The 16040-nt window shown below is 66.6% G+C and carries 15 protein-coding genes; 10 read left to right on the top strand and 5 right to left on the bottom strand.

The features are described 5' to 3' along the window. Positions 1-11: 11 nt before the first annotated feature. From FHX60_RS18985 to acnB, 3 genes are all read right to left on the bottom strand, one after another. Entirely contained in the window at positions 12-1352 is a 1341-nt protein-coding gene (locus tag FHX60_RS18985) for a PQQ-dependent sugar dehydrogenase (protein WP_183284218.1), read from the bottom strand. Between the two features lie 142 nt (positions 1353-1494). Continuing rightward, positions 1495-2199, bottom strand: coding sequence for a glutathione S-transferase N-terminal domain-containing protein (locus FHX60_RS18980; RefSeq protein WP_183284217.1), 705 nt, complete (start codon positions 2197-2199; stop codon positions 1495-1497). Positions 2200-2369: 170 nt separating this feature from the next. Then, positions 2370-4961, bottom strand: a complete 2592-nt coding sequence (gene acnB / locus FHX60_RS18975; RefSeq protein ID WP_112774746.1) for a bifunctional aconitate hydratase 2/2-methylisocitrate dehydratase — start codon at positions 4959-4961, stop codon at positions 2370-2372. A 478-nt stretch (positions 4962-5439) separates the two neighbouring features. Here acnB and fliL point away from each other — a divergent pair, with 478 nt between their 5' ends. From fliL to nadC, 8 genes are all read left to right on the top strand, one after another. Continuing rightward, entirely contained in the window at positions 5440-5931 is a 492-nt protein-coding gene (gene fliL / locus FHX60_RS18970) for a flagellar basal body-associated protein FliL (protein WP_092311914.1), read from the top strand. Positions 5932-5989: 58 nt separating this feature from the next. Beyond that, positions 5990-7009: a flagellar motor switch protein FliM gene (fliM, locus tag FHX60_RS18965; protein WP_012355214.1), complete on the top strand. Its 1020-nt coding sequence runs from the start codon at positions 5990-5992 to the stop codon at positions 7007-7009. Then, positions 7002-7439, top strand: coding sequence for a flagellar motor switch protein FliN (gene fliN, locus FHX60_RS18960; protein WP_092311917.1), 438 nt, complete (start codon positions 7002-7004; stop codon positions 7437-7439). The genes fliM and fliN overlap by 8 nt, the downstream gene beginning before the upstream one ends. Further along, complete coding sequence (gene fliO / locus FHX60_RS18955) at positions 7436-7891, top strand: flagellar biosynthetic protein FliO (protein ID WP_183284216.1); 456 nt, start codon at positions 7436-7438, stop codon at positions 7889-7891. The genes fliN and fliO overlap by 4 nt, the downstream gene beginning before the upstream one ends. Further along, positions 7888-8721: a flagellar type III secretion system pore protein FliP gene (gene fliP / locus FHX60_RS18950; RefSeq protein WP_260164132.1), complete on the top strand. Its 834-nt coding sequence runs from the start codon at positions 7888-7890 to the stop codon at positions 8719-8721. Before fliO ends, fliP begins: the two co-directional genes overlap by 4 nt. A 38-nt stretch (positions 8722-8759) precedes the next feature. Beyond that, entirely contained in the window at positions 8760-9029 is a 270-nt protein-coding gene (gene fliQ, locus FHX60_RS18945) for a flagellar biosynthesis protein FliQ (RefSeq protein ID WP_012355210.1), read from the top strand. A gap of 80 nt (positions 9030-9109) precedes the next feature. After that, positions 9110-9895, top strand: a complete 786-nt coding sequence (fliR, locus tag FHX60_RS18940; RefSeq protein ID WP_183284215.1) for a flagellar biosynthetic protein FliR — start codon at positions 9110-9112, stop codon at positions 9893-9895. Between the two features lie 144 nt (positions 9896-10039). Next, positions 10040-10873: a carboxylating nicotinate-nucleotide diphosphorylase gene (nadC, locus tag FHX60_RS18935; RefSeq protein WP_183284214.1), complete on the top strand. Its 834-nt coding sequence runs from the start codon at positions 10040-10042 to the stop codon at positions 10871-10873. A 131-nt stretch (positions 10874-11004) separates the two neighbouring features. On the opposite strand, the gene FHX60_RS18930 is transcribed toward nadC, so the two are convergent. Beyond that, positions 11005-11550, bottom strand: a complete 546-nt coding sequence (locus FHX60_RS18930) for a MarR family winged helix-turn-helix transcriptional regulator (RefSeq protein WP_183284213.1) — start codon at positions 11548-11550, stop codon at positions 11005-11007. 354 nt (positions 11551-11904) lie between these two features. Here FHX60_RS18930 and phnN point away from each other — a divergent pair, with 354 nt between their 5' ends. Beyond that, on the top strand, positions 11905-13710 hold the full coding sequence (gene phnN / locus FHX60_RS18925) for a phosphonate metabolism protein/1,5-bisphosphokinase (PRPP-forming) PhnN (protein WP_183284212.1): 1806 nt from the start codon (positions 11905-11907) through the stop codon (positions 13708-13710). 43 nt (positions 13711-13753) lie between these two features. Next, positions 13754-14746 (top strand): tripartite tricarboxylate transporter substrate binding protein, encoded by a 993-nt coding sequence (locus tag FHX60_RS18920; protein WP_112774740.1) that lies wholly within the window; start codon positions 13754-13756, stop codon positions 14744-14746. A gap of 26 nt (positions 14747-14772) precedes the next feature. Here the strand turns inward: FHX60_RS18920 and FHX60_RS18915 are convergent, their stop codons facing one another. Continuing rightward, positions 14773-16002, bottom strand: coding sequence for an RtcB family protein (locus FHX60_RS18915; RefSeq protein WP_183284211.1), 1230 nt, complete (start codon positions 16000-16002; stop codon positions 14773-14775). Positions 16003-16040: the final 38 nt, after the last annotated feature.

Here is a 16040-nt window from a genome sequence, read left to right as displayed (position 1 = left end):
CTCAAGCGGCCTCATCTTGCGCCGCTGACCCGCCAGACCGTATTGCCGACATCGTCGGCCACCAGCAAGCCGCCGCGCTTGTCGATCGCCACGCCCACCGGTCGCCCGCGCGCCTTGCCGTCGTCGTCGACAAACCCGGTCAGCACGTCGAACGGTGCGCCCTGCGGCCGGCCCTGGCTGAACGGTACGAAGATCACCTTGTAGCCAGCCAGCGGGCGCCGGTTCCACGAACCATGCAGGCCGACGAACATGCCCTCGCTGAAGCGCGCCGGCAGGCTGTTGCCGCCGGCCGCGGCCAGGCCGAGCGCGGCGGTGTGCGCGCCCACGGCATAGTCGGGCGCGATGGCCCTGGCCACCAGGTCCGGTGCCGGCGGCTTCACGCGCTGGTCCACATGCTGGCCGTAGTAGCTGTAGGGCCAGCCGTAGAAGCCGCCGTCGCGCACCGAGGTGATGTAGTCCGGCACCAGGTCGCTGCCGATCTCGTCGCGCTCGTTGACGGCGGTCCACAGCATGCCGGTGACCGGCTCCCACGCCATGCCATTGGGGTTGCGCAAGCCGCTGGCAAAGATGCGGTGCGAGCCAGTCCTGCGGTCGACCTCCCAGATCGCGGCGCGGCCGACTTCCTTGTCCATGCCGTTCTCGCCCACGTTGCTGTTCGAGCCCACGGTCACGTACAGCTTGCTGCCATCGCGGCTGGCGATCAGGCTCTTGGTCCAGTGATGGTTGAGCGGACCGCCGGGCAGGTCGACCACCTTCTGCGGCGCGGCGGAGATTTCGGTCTGGCCCGGCTGGTAGGGGAAGCGCAGCAGCGCGTCGGTGGCGGCGACGTAGAAGTCATTGCCGACCAGCGCCATGCCGAAGGGCGAATTCACATCCTTCAGGAACACCGAGCACTGGTCGGCGACGCCGTCGCCGTTGCTGTCGCGCAGCAGCGTGATGCGGTTGGCGCTGGGCGTGCCGGCCCCGGCGCGCTTCATCACCATCTTCATGATCCAGCCCTTGAGGCCCTTGCCGTCGTCGGGCTTGGGCGGCGCGTTGCTCTCGGCCACCAGCACGTCCCCATTGGGCAGCACATAAACCCAGCGCGGATGGTCGAGCTTGTCGGCGAAGGCCGTCACCGCCATGCCTTCGGCCGGCACCGGGCGCTGGCCCGGGGCCCAGCCGATGGCCGGCGCGATCTTGACGGTGGGGATGGCAGTCTCGTGGGGCGGCGGCAGCTGCGGCGTGGGTCCGAAGCCGGCTTCGGAGGGCAGCTTGGCGGATTCGCCGCAGGCGGCGAGCGTGGCGATCACGGGCACGGCGCCCGCCAGCATGGCGGTGCGCAACAAGCGCAAGGGGGTCGGCATCGGCATGGTCCGGGCTCCTCAGGCCACGCAGGGCCGCGCGCCTGTGCCTGGACTATAGGACGTAGAGCGACCGGCGCTCTGTAGGCGCCGCGGAAGGCACCGTGTAGGACGATGCCCGACCCCGGCGCGGCACCGTGCCCCGGCGCGCTCAGCCCCGATGCGGCGTATCCAGCCCCTTCACCACCGCCGGACGCTGCACGAAGGCATCCAGCACGCGCCGCACATTGACGAGGTCCTTGAAGCCGACCAGGTCGCCAGCCTCGTAGAAGCCAACCAGGTTGCGCACCCACGGAAAGGTCGCGATGTCGGCAATGGTGTACTCGTCGCCCATGATCCAGGCGCGGCCTTCCAGGCGCTGCTCGAGCACCTTGAGCAGGCGCCGGCTCTCCGCCACGTAGCGGTCGCGCGGGCGCTTGTCCTCATAGTCCTTGCCGACAAACTTGTGGAAGAAGCCCAGCTGGCCGAACATCGGGCCGATGCCGCCCATCTGGAACATCACCCACTGGATGGTCTCGTAGCGAAGCGCCGGATCGGCGGGAATCAGCTTGCCCGACTTGTCGGCCAGGTACAGCAGGATCGCGCCCGACTCGAACAGCGCCAGCGGCTTGCCGCCCGGACCCTGCGGGTCGAGGATGGCCGGGATCTTGTTGTTCGGGTTCAGCGACAGGAATTCCGGCGACAGCTGGTCGTCGGTGTCAAAGCGCACCAGGTGCGGCTCGTACGGCAGGCCGGTCTCTTCCAGCATGATCGACACCTTGACGCCGTTGGGCGTGGGCAGCGAATAGAGCTGGATGCGGTCGGGATGCTGCGCCGGCCATTTGCGGGTGATGGGGAAAGCGGACAGATCGGGCACACAGGCTCCTGGTTCGGGCACTTCCACGCCATGGGGAAGCTGCCGCACAACGAAAGAGCCCGATCATAAACCGGTGTCGCCGCGCTTGCTGGGCACCCGGACCTGCAGGGCCTTGCAAAACAAAAGGGGCCCCGCGGGGCCCCTTTCTCATGCCAGCTTGCTGCGGCAGCTTACACCGTCACGCCGTCGGCCACTTCCTTGAAGTCCTCGATCTGGTCGAAGTTCATGTACTTGTAGATCTTGTCGCCATTCTGGTTGATGACGCCAATATCGGCCATGTACTCGTCCTTGGTCGGGATGCGGCCCAGGCGCGAGCAGATTGCCGCCAGTTCGGCGGAACCCAGGTACACGTTGGTGTTCTTGCCCAGGCGGTTCGGGAAGTTGCGGGTGCTGGTCGACATCACCGTCGCGCCTTCGCGCACCTGTGCCTGGTTGCCCATGCACAGCGAGCAACCCGGCATTTCGGTGCGGGCACCGGCGGTGCCGAACACGCCGTAGTGGCCTTCCTCAGTCAGCTGCTTCTGGTCCATCTTGGTCGGCGGGGCCACCCACAGCTTGACCGGGATGTCGCGCTTGCCTTCCAGCAGCTTGGACGCTGCGCGGAAGTGGCCGATGTTGGTCATGCACGAACCGATGAAGACTTCGTCGATCTTGGCGCCGGCCACGTCGGACAGGGTCTTGACGTCGTCCGGGTCGTTCGGGCAGGCCACGATCGGCTCATGCACGTCGGCCAGGTCGATCTCGATCACGGCGGCGTATTCGGCGTCGGCGTCCGGCTCCAGCAGCTTCGGATCGGCCAGCCATGCTTCCATGGCCTTGATGCGGCGCTGCAGGCTGCGCGGGTCTTGATAGCCCTGGGCGATCATCCACTTCAGCAGCGTGATGTTGCTGTTGATGTATTCGATGATCGGGTCCTTGTTCAGGCGCACCGTGCAACCGGCGGCCGAACGCTCTGCCGACGCATCCGACAGCTCGAACGCTTGCTCGACCTTCAGGTCAGGCAGGCCTTCGATTTCCAGGATGCGGCCCGAGAAGATGTTCTTCTTGCCTTGCTTGGCCACGGTCAGCAGGCCTTGCTTGATCGCGTACAGCGGGATCGCGTTGACCAGGTCGCGCAGGGTCACGCCCGGCTGCATCTGGCCCTTGAAGCGCACCAGCACCGATTCCGGCATGTCCAGCGGCATCACGCCGGTGGCGGCGGCAAAGGCGACCAGGCCCGAACCGGCCGGGAAGCTGATGCCGATCGGGAAACGGGTGTGCGAGTCGCCGCCGGTGCCGACGGTGTCGGGCAGCAGCATGCGGTTCAGCCACGAGTGGATCACGCCGTCGCCCGGGCGCAGCGAGATGCCGCCGCGGGTGCTGATGAACTCGGGCAGGGTGTGGTGCGTCTTGACGTCGACCGGCTTCGGATAGGCGGCGGTGTGGCAGAACGACTGCATCACCAGGTCGGCCGAGAAGCCCAGGCAAGCCAGGTCCTTCAGCTCGTCGCGGGTCATCGGGCCGGTGGTGTCCTGCGAGCCCACCGAAGTCATCTTCGGTTCGCAGTACGTGCCCGGGCGGATGCCCTTGCCTTCGGCCAGGCCACAGGCGCGGCCGACCATCTTCTGGGCCAGCGTGAAGCCCTTGCCGGTATCGGCCGGGTTCTGCGGCAGGCGGAACAGCGTCGACGGGGCCAGGCCCAGCGCCTCGCGCGCCTTGGCGGTCAGGCCACGGCCGACGATGAGCGGAATGCGGCCGCCGGCGCGGACTTCGTCGAACAGCACGTCGGACTTGACCTTGAACTCGGCGATCACGGCGCCGTTCTTCAGGGCCTTGCCTTCGTACGGGCGCAGTTCGACCACGTCGCCCATTTCCATCTGCGACACGTCCAGCTCGATCGGCAGCGCGCCGGCGTCTTCCATGGTGTTGTAGAAGATCGGGGCAATCTTGTTGCCCAGGCACACGCCGCCGAAGCGCTTGTTCGGGATGAACGGGATGTCTTCGCCGGTGAACCACAGCACCGAGTTGGTGGCGGACTTGCGCGAGGAACCGGTACCGACCACGTCGCCCACGTAGGCGACCAGGTGGCCCTTTTCCTTCAGCGATTCGATGAACTTGATCGGGCCGCGCTTGCCGTCTTCTTCCGGCTGGAACGCCGCGCCCTCGCGCTTGTTCTTCAGCATCGCCAGCGCGTGCATCGGGATGTCCGGGCGGGTGGTGGCGTCCGGCGCCGGCGACAGGTCGTCGGTGTTGGTTTCGCCGGGCACCTTGAACACGGTGATGGTCAGGCTTTGCGGCACTTCCGGACGGCTGGTGAACCACTCGGCATCAGCCCAGCTTTGCAGCACGGCGCGGGCATTGGCGTTGCCCTTGTCGGCCTTCTCCTTCACGTCGTGGAAGGCGTCGAACATCAGCAGGGTCTTCTTCAGCGCGTCGGCGGCGACGGTGCCGACTTCGGCGTCGTCCAGCAGCTCGATCAGCGGCGAGATGTTGTAGCCGCCCAGCATGGTGCCCAGCAGCTCGGTGGCCTTGGCACGCGAGATCAGCGCGCACTGTTCCTTGCCCAGCGCCACGGCGGCCAGGTACGAGGCCTTGACCTTGGCGGCGTCGTCGACGCCGGCGGGAACGCGGTTGGAGATCAGCTCAACCAGGTTCTGTTCTTCGCCGGCGGGCGGGTTCTTCAGCAGTTCGATCAGCTCGGCCGTCTGCTTGGCGGTCAGGGGCAGAGGGGGGATGCCAAGCGCGGCGCGCTCGGCCACATGTGCGCGATAGTTTTCAAGCATGGGAACCTGCTGAGTAATTAGGTTTAGAAAGACTCGGTACGTCGCGATTGTAGTCCGAAGCGGCTCCTGGGTCAAATGTCTTATATCTTATATAAGAGTGTTGAAACAAAATCCCATATCAAACAATGACTTGGAGAATGGATGAGTTGTTGTTTTGCATGGACGGCTACCCGAGTAGCGTAGTAGGGAATGCGCAAGACAGCGCGCCGGCCAGCCGCCGCAGGGCCGGCCATAGCGTCCACCCCGACCGGCGATGTTGCGCGTCATCGCGCCGTCCCCTGCCCCGCCGCCCTCAAGTTCCCCGACCAAGCTGCGTTAACCAGCCTGCAGGCGCGCAACACAAAGGCGCCCGCTCGCGTAGCCGTGCCTGCTCCCTTTCCGCTCAAATGGCCAAGCTGAAAGGGTTTCCCCCTTTTTTTCGGCCCTTTGCTGGCCTGCGATTCCGGAAGAATGGCAGGCATTCCGATACAGGCTTCTCATGGCGAACACGGCTTCCCCTCCCCGGACTGGCAACACAGGCAAGCGCGGCCGGCTGCTGCTGATCGGCGCCGGCGTGCTGGTTGTGGCACTGGGTGCCGGAGGCTTCGTGCTGGGCAGCGTGCTGAGCAACCGCCAGCCGGCGGCGCCCGCAGCGCCCGCCGCTCCGGTCATTCCGCCGCCGATCTTCGTGCCGCTGGACGCGTTCACCGTCAACCTGCGCAGCGAGGACGGCGACCGCTTCCTGCACACCGGGCTGTCGCTGAAGGTGGCTGACGCCGCCACCCAGGCGCGCCTGGCCCAGTACCTGCCCGAAGCACGCAGCCGCATCCTGCTGTTGCTGTCCGCGCGGCAGCCGGCCGAGCTGGCCACCGTCGACGGCAAGCGCAAGCTGGCCGACGACATCCGCGACACCATCAGCAAGCCGTTTGCCAGCGGCCTGCCGGCGCAACACGTGCTGGACGTGCTGTTCACCTCGTTCGTGGTGCAGTAAGCGAGAAGCCAGGGCAGCACGTTTCATCCATAACGCCGCACAAGGGGCAGGACACTAGATGGCCTACGACAAGTTCCTCTCGCAAGACGAGGTAGACGAGCTGCTCAAGGGCGTATCCGGCGAGGCCGATACGCCCAAGGCCAGCGAGACTGCGCCCGACGAGGGCGGGGTACGCCCCTACAACCTGGCGACGCAGGAACGCATCATCCGCGGCCGCCTGCATACGCTGGAAATCATCAACGAGCGCTTTGCGCGCTCGCTGCGCACGGCGCTGTTCAACTTCATCCGCCGCGGCGCGGACATCTCCGTGGGCAGCGTCAGGATCGAGAAGTTCGGCGATTTCGCGCGCAACCTGCCGATGCCGACCAACCTCAACCTGGTCCACCTGAAGCCGCTGCGCGGCACCGCGCTGTTCGTCTACGACCCCAACCTGGTCTTCCTGGTGGTCGACAACCTGTTCGGCGGCGACGGCCGCTTCCACACCCGCGTGGAAGGGCGCGACTTTACCCAGACCGAGCAACGCATCATCCAGCGCATGCTGGAGCTGACGCTGACCAGCTACGGCAATGCCTGGCGCACCGTGCATCCGATCGAGACCGAGTACATCCGCTCGGAGATGCACCCCAAGTTTGCCAACGTCGCCACGCACAACGAGGCCGTGGTGACCACCGCCTTCCACATCGAGCTGGGCGCCGTCGGCGGGCAGCTGCACGTATGCCTGCCGTACGCGATGATCGAGCCCCTCAAGGACCTGCTGATGAATCCGCTGCAGGACGAGAAAGAGGTCGACAAGGGCTGGGTCACGCAGCTGTCCACGCAGCTGCGCGCGGCCGAGGTCGAGCTGGTGGCCGAATTCGCGCACCTGCAGAGCACCGTCGCCGAAGTGCTGGCGATGCGCGCCGGCGACGTGCTGCCGATCGAGCTGCCCGAGAAGGTGTTCGGCAAGGTGGACGGCGTGCCCGTGATGCAATGCGGCTTCGGCACCATGAACGGCCAGTACGCGCTGCGGGTAGAACGAATGATCAATCACCAGGACGGCGATTCCCACCTGGATACCGAGGACACCGATTATGACTGACGGCATCGAGGACAAGCCGGTCGACCCGATGGACGACTGGGCCAGCGCGCTGGCCGAGCAGACCAGCGCCACTTCCGCCGAGATCCCCGCCGCTGCCGCGCCCGCCGCCACGCCGGCGGCGGCCACGGTCTTCCCGCCGCTGGCCAAGGAAGCGCCGAGCGGCTTCCGCAACGATATCGAGATGATCCTCGATATCCCGGTGCAACTGACCGTGGAACTGGGCCGCACCAAGGTGCCGATCAAGAACCTGCTGCAGCTGGCGCAGGGCTCGGTGGTAGAACTCGACGGCCTGGCCGGCGAGCCGATGGACGTGCTGGTCAACGGCTACCTGATCGCGCAAGGCGAAGTGGTGGTGGTCAACGACAAGTTCGGCATCCGCCTGACCGACATCATCACGCCGTCCGAACGCATCCGGAAGCTGAACAAATGACAGCTGCAACCCGCGCCCTGCTGGCTGCGCTTGCCGCGCTTCCCTGCGCCGCAACCGCCGCCGAAGGCACGCAGGCGCCCGCCATCGGCGGCGCGGCCAGCCTGGCGCAGGCCGGGCTGGGGCTGTTTGCCATCATCGCGCTGATCCTGGGCCTGGCCTGGATGGCACGGCGTGCCGGCCTGGTGCGGCACGCCACCGGCGGCGCGATGAAGGTGGTCGGCAGCACCATGCTGGGCGCACGCCAGCGCCTGGTGCTGGTCGAGGTCGGCGATACCTGGCTGGTGCTGGGCGTCAGCCCCGGCGAAATCCGGCCGCTGCACACCATGGCGGCAGGATCGCCGGCCGCCGGCCAGACCGGCACGCACGTCGTCGCCGCACCGTCGCAACCGCCCACCGGCGGCAGCTTTGCCGAGAAGCTGCTGCGCTCGATGCAGGCCCAATTCAAATCATGACTTCCCCGCTTGCCACGCCGTGGCAACTGCTGCCGCGCGCAGGTCGCGCCGCGCGCCCGGCCTCGTTGTTGCCCTCGCCGCTGCTGGCCCGGCTGTCCGTGCTGGCGCTGCTGCTGGCCCTTGCCGCGCTGGCGCCCGCGCAAGCGTGGGCCCAGGCGCTGCCCGGCGTGATCAGCAAGCCCGCCCCGGGCGGCGGCCAGATCTGGTCGCTGCCGGTGCAGACGCTGGTGCTGCTGACCTCGCTGTCGTTCCTGCCCGCGGCAATGCTGATGATGACCGGCTTCACCCGCGTCATCATCGTGCTGGGGCTGCTGCGCAACGCGCTGGGCACGGCCACCTCGCCGCCCAACCAGGTGCTGGTGGGCCTGTCGCTGTTCCTGACCTTCTTCGTGATGGCGCCGGTGTTCGACCGCGTCTACAACGACGCCTACAAGCCGCTGTCCGAGAACAAGCTCAGCCTCGAAGCCGCCGCGGCCAAGGCCGCCGAGCCGCTCAAGGCCTTCATGCTGCGCCAGACCCGCGAGAAGGACCTGGCCATGTTCGCGCAGATGGCCAAGGCGCCGGAGATGCAGGGACCGGAGGAAGTGCCGCTCAGCATCCTGGTGCCGGCCTTCGTCACCAGCGAACTGAAGACCGCGTTCCAGATCGGCTTCACCATCTTCATCCCGTTCCTGATCATCGACCTGGTCGTGGCCAGCGTGCTGATGGCGATGGGCATGATGATGGTGCCGCCGGCCACCATCTCGCTGCCGTTCAAGCTGATGCTGTTCGTGCTGGTCGACGGCTGGCAACTGCTGCTGGGCTCGCTGGCACAAAGCTTCATGAGCTGACGCCGGCCGCCAGCGCCAGCCTTTCCTTCGCAAGATCCATGACCCCAGAGACCGTAATGACCATCGCCACCCAGGCGATGAAGATGACCCTGCTGCTGGCCGCCCCGCTGCTGCTGGTGGCGCTGGCCGCCGGCCTGGTGGTCAGCCTGTTCCAGGCCGCGACCCAGATCAACGAGATGACGCTGAGCTTCATCCCCAAGTTGATCGCCCTGTTCGCCACCATGGTGCTGGCTGGCCCGTGGATGATCAACGCGATGGTCGACTACATGCGCGAGGTGTTCCAGAGCATCCCCGCGCTGGCGCACTGACGGCGGCCGCCGACGCCGCCATCCGCCGCTGTCCGCCACCGTTGCCATACTTCACCCCGCCTGCCCGCTGACCCGCCGCCGTGATCGAGTTCACCTCAGCCCAGCTCTACGGCTGGCTCGCGGCTTTCCTGTGGCCGTTTTTCCGCATCCTGGCGCTGCTCGGCACCGCGCCGCTGTTCGGTGAATCGACCATCCCGCGGCGCGCCAAGATCGTACTGTCGGCGATGATCGCGATGGTGGTCTCACCCACCATTGCCCAGCTGCCGGTGGTGCCGGTGTACTCCTTCGACGGGCTGCTGATCATCCTCAATGAAGTCGGCATCGGCCTGGCCACGGGCTTCGTCATGCGGCTGGTCTTTGCCACCGTGCAGCAGGCCGGCGAGATCATCGGCCTGCAGATGGGCCTGTCGTTCGCGTCCTTCTTCGACCGCGCCGCCGGCGGCCAGACCATGGTGCTGTCGCGCTTCCTGAACCTGATCGCGGTGCTGCTGTTCCTGGCGCTGGACGGCCACCTGCTGATGCTGGGCGCGCTGGTCGACAGCTTCAACAGCCTGCCCATCGGCGGCACCCCGCTGTCCGCCGGCGGCGCCATGGCCGTGGCCCGCGCCGGCGGCATGGTGTTCGCCTCCGGCCTGCTGCTCGCACTGCCGATGATCGCCGCCTTGCTGATCCTGAACCTGGCCATGGGCATCCTCAACCGCGCCTCGCCGCAACTGTCGATCTTCGCGGTGGGCTTCCCGGTGACGCTGTCGGGCGGGCTGCTGGTGCTGATGCTGGTGATGCCGCAGATGGGCAGCTACATGCAGCACATGATCGAGGCGGGGCTTGAGGCGGTGGGGACGGTGCTGGGGCAGTTTGGGCGGTAGCACGTCGACATGCCTGCGCCGGCATCCCATATTCTTAGACGTCGAATATTCCTTGACAGGGCCTTACAAGGCGCTAGTATTACGCCATGTACTTCGATCTCTAAGATTATCGGGGTACCGACACCCATCGTTCAGGAGCCCTACATGTACGACCTCTATGCGACCGACAAGCTGATCGACCTCTGGCTGACCGAAGATATCGGCATCTGCGATCTGACCGTTCATACCATGATCGAACCTGGTGAGACCGGCACCTTCTGCATGAATGCCCGCGAGCCGATGATCATCGCCGGTATCGACGTGGCGGCACGCATCTTCAGCCGTTACGATCCAACCCTGTCCGTCGACGTGCGCGTGGCCGACGGCGACAAGGTTGGCAAGGGCGCGGTGCTGCTGAACGTGAGCGGCAATGCGCGCAGCGTGCTGACGGCCGAGCGAACCGCGCTGAACATCATGCAGCGGCTGTGCGGCATCGCCAACCAGACCGCCACCTATGCGCAGGCCATTGCGCATACCCGGGCGCGCCTGATCGACAGCCGCAAGACCACGCCCGGCTTGCGCGCCCTGGAAAAGCACGCGGTGACCTGTGGCGGCGGCCTGAACCACCGGCTGAGCCTGGACAACGGCGTGATGATCAAGGACAACCACATCGCCGTTTGCGGCAGCATCGCCGCCGCGGTGGAACGCGTGCGCCGCAAGCTGCCGGTGCTCACCAAGCTGGAAGTGGAATGCGATCGGCTGGAGCAGGTGCACGAGGCACTGGCCTCCGGCGTCGACGTGATCATGCTGGACAACATGTCGGTGCCCGACATGAAGGAAGCGGTGCAGATTGTCAATGGCCGCACCAAGGTCGAGGCTTCGGGTGGCATTCGCCTCGAAACGATCCGGGCCGTGGCGGAAACCGGCGTTGACTACATCTCCACCAGCCGGATCACGCAGTCCGCACCGGCCGTGGATATCGGGCTGGACGAAGCCTGAAAGCCAGGCCCTGAAGCCCGGCGCCTGCCCACGGCGGCGCTTGCACACTGGTTTCACGCCTTCTACCCAAGGCATTCCCCCTCGCCTGCCGCGCCGGCGGGGGCTTTTTCATTGGCAGTGGCCGCCTCGGGCTACAGGTCCGACAGCAGCCGCCCCATCTCCTGCGTGGACGGCACACGCCTGCCATGCTCCGCCGAGGCGATCTCATCGGCGACAAGGCGCTTGGCGATGGTGATCAAGACGCGGCGCGTGGTCAGCACATCCTCCTCGCTCACTCCCTCCACGCTCAGTTCATTGACCTCGGTGGCCAGCGGTTCGAGCTTGCGGCGCAGCGCGCGTCCGCTCTTGCTGAGGAATACGTGCACCTTCTTCTTGTTGCCGGGCAGGTGCGTGCGTTCCACGTAGCCTAGCGCCTCCAGCGCCTTCACCGCCGCAAACGTAGTCGGCTCGGTCACGCCGGCGCGCTCGCTCAGTTCGCGCTGCGACAGGCCGTCATGGCGCCACAGAATACGCAGGATGGTCCAGTGGCCATATGACACCGAATGTTCCGCCAGGCGCAGTTGCAGGGCCCGGATATAGGCGCGCGCGGCGTCTTTCACCAGGTGGGCAAGCCGCTCTTCATCGGCTTCATCCGGTGGGGTGATCGTGACCGGAGCATCCGGCTTTCTTGTGGCCATAGTGGTAAGCGGGAAGTGAAACGCATCCATGCGGCACCGGACCCGCGGTGCCCGCAACAGCGCACATGATAGCGCTTCCGTCGCACGCGCGGCGCCGCGGTGCGCCGGCGTTCCCCACCGCCGGCGTTGCGTCCACTCCTTCGGTGCACCCTGCGCGCAATCGAAGCACAAAGCACCGCGAGCGCGCACCCCGCTTACCCCGTGTTTTCCCCTACGGATGCGCGAATCCCGCGCACACGCTGGATTTGCGGGCGCTGGCCCGCTGCTTGCATTACCTTAGACATCGAACTTTCCTTGACAGTACCAGAGCCGGTGCTAGCATTTCCAAATAACTTCGACATCTAAGGTATTGGCATGAGCACGAGCGGCACGTTCTTCTTTGTGGTGGGCCCCAGTGGCGCGGGCAAGGATTCGTTGATGGACGGGGCACGGGCAGCGCTCGATGACAACTACGTGTTCGCCCGGCGCGTGATCACGCGCCCCGATGGGGCTGCCGGCGAGGCGCACGAAGCTGTCTCGGAGGCAGAGTTCGCCCGGCGCCAACGCAGCGGCGAGTTCCTGGTAACGTGGGATGCGCACGACCTGCACTATGGCTTGCCCCGTTCGCTGATGTCGGAACTGGAACGGGGACGCAACGTCGTCGCCAACGGCTCGCGCGCCGTGATCGCGGAACTGGCCAGGCGCCTGCCGCGCTTCGTGGTCGTCCTGGTGACGGCGCCGCATGACGTGCTGGCCCGGCGCATTGCCGCGCGCGGGCGCGAATCGGGCGAGCAGGTCGCCAGGCGCGTGGCGCGGACCGGCGCGACGCTGCCGCCGCATGTCACGTGCATCACCGTGTCGAACGACAGCACGCTGGAGGTGGGCAGGGCCCGTTTCGTCCAGGCGCTGCGGCACGGCACGCGCGTATCCGGCAACGGAGCACCGGCCAGCCGCACCAACCTGATGGCCAAGCTCCGCGGCGAGCCGCTCGACGAAGCGGCCTACGTTGCCGTGCTGCGGGACGCCATTGAGGGACGGTACACCGAAGCCGAGCTGACCGCGTTCCTGGTTGCCGCCACCCGCTCGCTGGGCAACGAGGAAGTGGTGGCACTGGCACGCGCGCGAACCGCATTCACGCCGCGCATCGAGTGGGACGAGCCGATCGTCGTGGACAAGCATTCCATCGGCGGCGTGCCTGGCAGCCGCATCACGCTGATCGTCGTGCCGATCGTCGCGGCGTACGGGCTGGCCATGCCCAAGACGTCGTCGCGCGCTATTACCTCCGCCGCCGGCACCGCCGATGCCATGGAAACCGTGGCGCGCGTCGATCTGGCCCACGAAGACGTGCGCCGCTGCGTGGCGGAGGCGCGCGCCTGCATCGCATGGAACGGCCGCCTGAACCATTCCGTGGTCGACGACGTGATGAACGCGATTACGCGTCCGCTGCGCCTGGATTCGCGGCGCTGGTCGGTAGCGTCGATCCTGTCCAAGAAGTACACCGCCGGGGCCACACACGTCATCGTCGACCTGCCCTTTGGCCCGCAGACCAAGCTGGCCACGCACACCGACGCCGAGGCGCTGGGCAAGATGTTTGAGCACGTCGGCAAGGGACTCGGCATGCACGTGCGCGCGCTGGTAACGGACGGCAGCCGTCCGATCGGCCGCGGCGTTGGCCCCGCACTGGAAGTGCGCGATGTCCGCCAGGTTCTTGCCAACGATCCCCGCGCGCCCGCGGACCTGCGCGAGAAGGCCCTGCGCTTCGCCGGCGAAATCATTGCCTTCGATCCACGCGTGGGCTCGCCCGGCGAGGGCTTGCGCATTGCAACGTCGCTGCTGAGCGCAGGCGAGGCAAAAGCCGCATTCGATCGCATTGCCGCCGCGCAGGGCAAGCGTGCCGATCCCGTGGCGCCCAGTGCGCTGACCTGCGTGGTGAACGCACCCGTTCATGGCCGCGTGGTGGCCATCGATGGACAGCAGATCTCCGGCGTCGCACGCGCCGCCGGAGCGCCGCTCGCCCCTGATGCGGGCGTCGACCTGCTATGCGAAATCGGGACCAGGGTGGAGCAGGGACAACCTCTCTACCGCATCCATGCCGGCAGCGAGGCGGCGCTGGCGACGGCAGCCGCACTGGCACGCGCAGGAGGCGAGCGCGGCGAGGCGGTGCGTATAGATCCCGATTGACCGGCTTTCCCCCTTCCTCCACCCTAACCGACGAGGCATATCAATGAGACCCCTATCCGTCGTCCCCAGTCTGGCATCGCTGCTCTTTGTCGCGAGCAGCCTGGCAACCGCTCCAGGTCGCGCCGAGGCGAACATCGCAAGTACCTTCCCGCAGAAGCCCATCCGCATGGTGGTGACCTTCCCGGCCGGAGGAGGGACCGATTCATTGGCGCGATTGCTTGGGGCTGACATCAGCAAGTCGCTGGGCCAACCGGTAGTGGTCGACAACCGCCCCGGCGCCAGCGGCAATATCGGCGCGGAGTTCGTCGCCAAGAGCCCGGCCGACGGCTACACGCTGCTAATCGTCAACAGCAGCTTCGCGATCAACCCAAGTGTATTCAAGAAGCTGCAATTCAATCCCAGGTCCGATTTCAGCGCCGTCATCACCTTCGCTTCGGTACCGTCGGTGATCGCTGTGCCCTCGCATTCGAAGCTCCGCACCTTCGGCGACCTGATGGCCCTCGGCAAGAGCGGCTCGCCACCGAGCTATGCTTCGTGCGGAAACGGCACGCCGCAGCATCTGGCGGGCGAGTTGCTGAAGGCCTCGGCAAAGGTGGACATGCTGCATGTGCCGTACAAGGGGTGCGCCCCCGCCCTCGCTGATGTGCTGGGCAACCAGGCCGACGTCAGTATTAACACGCTTACCAATACCATCCCCTACCTGAAGAGCAACAAGCTGCGCGCGCTGGCCGTCACGTCGAAGGCCCGCTCGCCGTTCCTGCCGGACGTGCCCACTGTCAGCGAGCTTGGCGTGGTCGGTTATGAAGTCGACCAGTGGTTCGGCATTCTCGCCCCGGCCAATACTCCCCCCGAGATCGTGCAGCGGTTAAACGCGGAAATCGCCAGGGCCATTGCCAAGCCGGAGATCAAGGCATCGCTGACGCAGCTGGGCTTTGCCACGACCACCAGCACACCCACTGAATTCCAGAAGCTGGTGAACGCCGACATCGATCGCTGGCAGAAATTCACAGCCAAGATCAGCCTGCGCGTCGATTGACATCCAGAGCACCGCCGACGCCTGCGCTACCCCTTCACGCACACCACCTGCCGCAGCGTATGCACCACCTCCACCAAATCCGCCTGCGCCGCCATCACCGCATCGATGTCCTTGTACGCCATCGGGATCTCGTCGATCACGGCGGCGTCCTTGCGGCATTCCACGCCTTGGGTGGCCTGCTTCTGGTCGGCCACGGTGAAGCGGCGCTTGGCTTCGCTGCGGCTCATGGTGCGGCCGGCGCCGTGGCTGCAGGAGCAGAATGACTCCGGATTGCCCTTGCCGCGCACGATGAACGAACGCGCGCCCATCGAGCCCGGGATGATGCCCAGCTCGCCGGCGCGCGCGCTGACCGCGCCCTTGCGCGTGACCAGCACGTCGGCGCCGAAGTGGTGTTCCTTCTGCACGTAGTTGTGGTGGCAGTTCACCGCCTCGAGCCGGGCCTGGAACGGCTTGCGCAGCACCCGCTGCGCGGCGGCCAGCACCGCCTCCATCATCAGCTCGCGGTTGCGGCGGGCATAGGCCTGCGCCCATGACACCGCGTAGATGTAGTCCTCGTAGTGCGAGGAGCCTTCCACCAGGTAAGCCAGGTCGCGGTCCGGCAGGTTGGCCAGGTGCTGGCGCATGTCCTGCTGCGCCAGCGTGATGAAGGTGGTGCCGATGGCATTGCCGATACCGCGCGAGCCGCTGTGCAGCATGAACCAGACCGACTGCGCCTCGTCCAGGCACACCTCGATGAAGTGGTTGCCGGTGCCGAGCGTGCCGAGGTGGCTGCGATGGTTGGCGCGCGCCAGGTGCGGGTATTTGTCGGTGATGCGGCGAAAGCCCGGCGCCATCTCGGCCCAGGCGGCGTCGACATGCGCCGGCGCATTGCCCCAGGCGCCCTGGTCGCGCCGCCCGCCCTGCGCGCTGCGGCCATGCGGCACGGCGTGCTCGATCGCGCTGCGCAGCTGGCCCAGGTTGTCGGGCAGGTCGGCGGCGGTCAGGGAGGTCTTCACCGCCATCATGCCGCAGCCGATATCGACGCCTACCGCCGCGGGAATCACGGCGCCGACGGTCGGAATCACGGAACCGATGGTCGACCCCTTGCCCAGATGTACGTCCGGCATCACCGCCAGATGGCGGAAGATGAACGGCATCCGGGCGGTGTTCACCAGTTGCTCGCGCGCGGCGCCCTCCACCGGCACGCCGCGCGTCCACAGCTTGACCGGCTTGCCGGCGCCGGTGTCGAGTACGTCGTATTGATGCTTGTCCGCCATGTCAGCCCTGCCCCTGTCGTCACGCTTTGCAGCTTAGA

The sequence above is a fragment of the Cupriavidus alkaliphilus genome (assembly GCF_014191175.1).
GTDB lineage: Bacteria > Pseudomonadota > Gammaproteobacteria > Burkholderiales > Burkholderiaceae > Cupriavidus > Cupriavidus alkaliphilus.
Note: the sequence above shows the minus strand (reverse complement) of the source record. Positions and strands in the feature narration are given on the sequence as shown.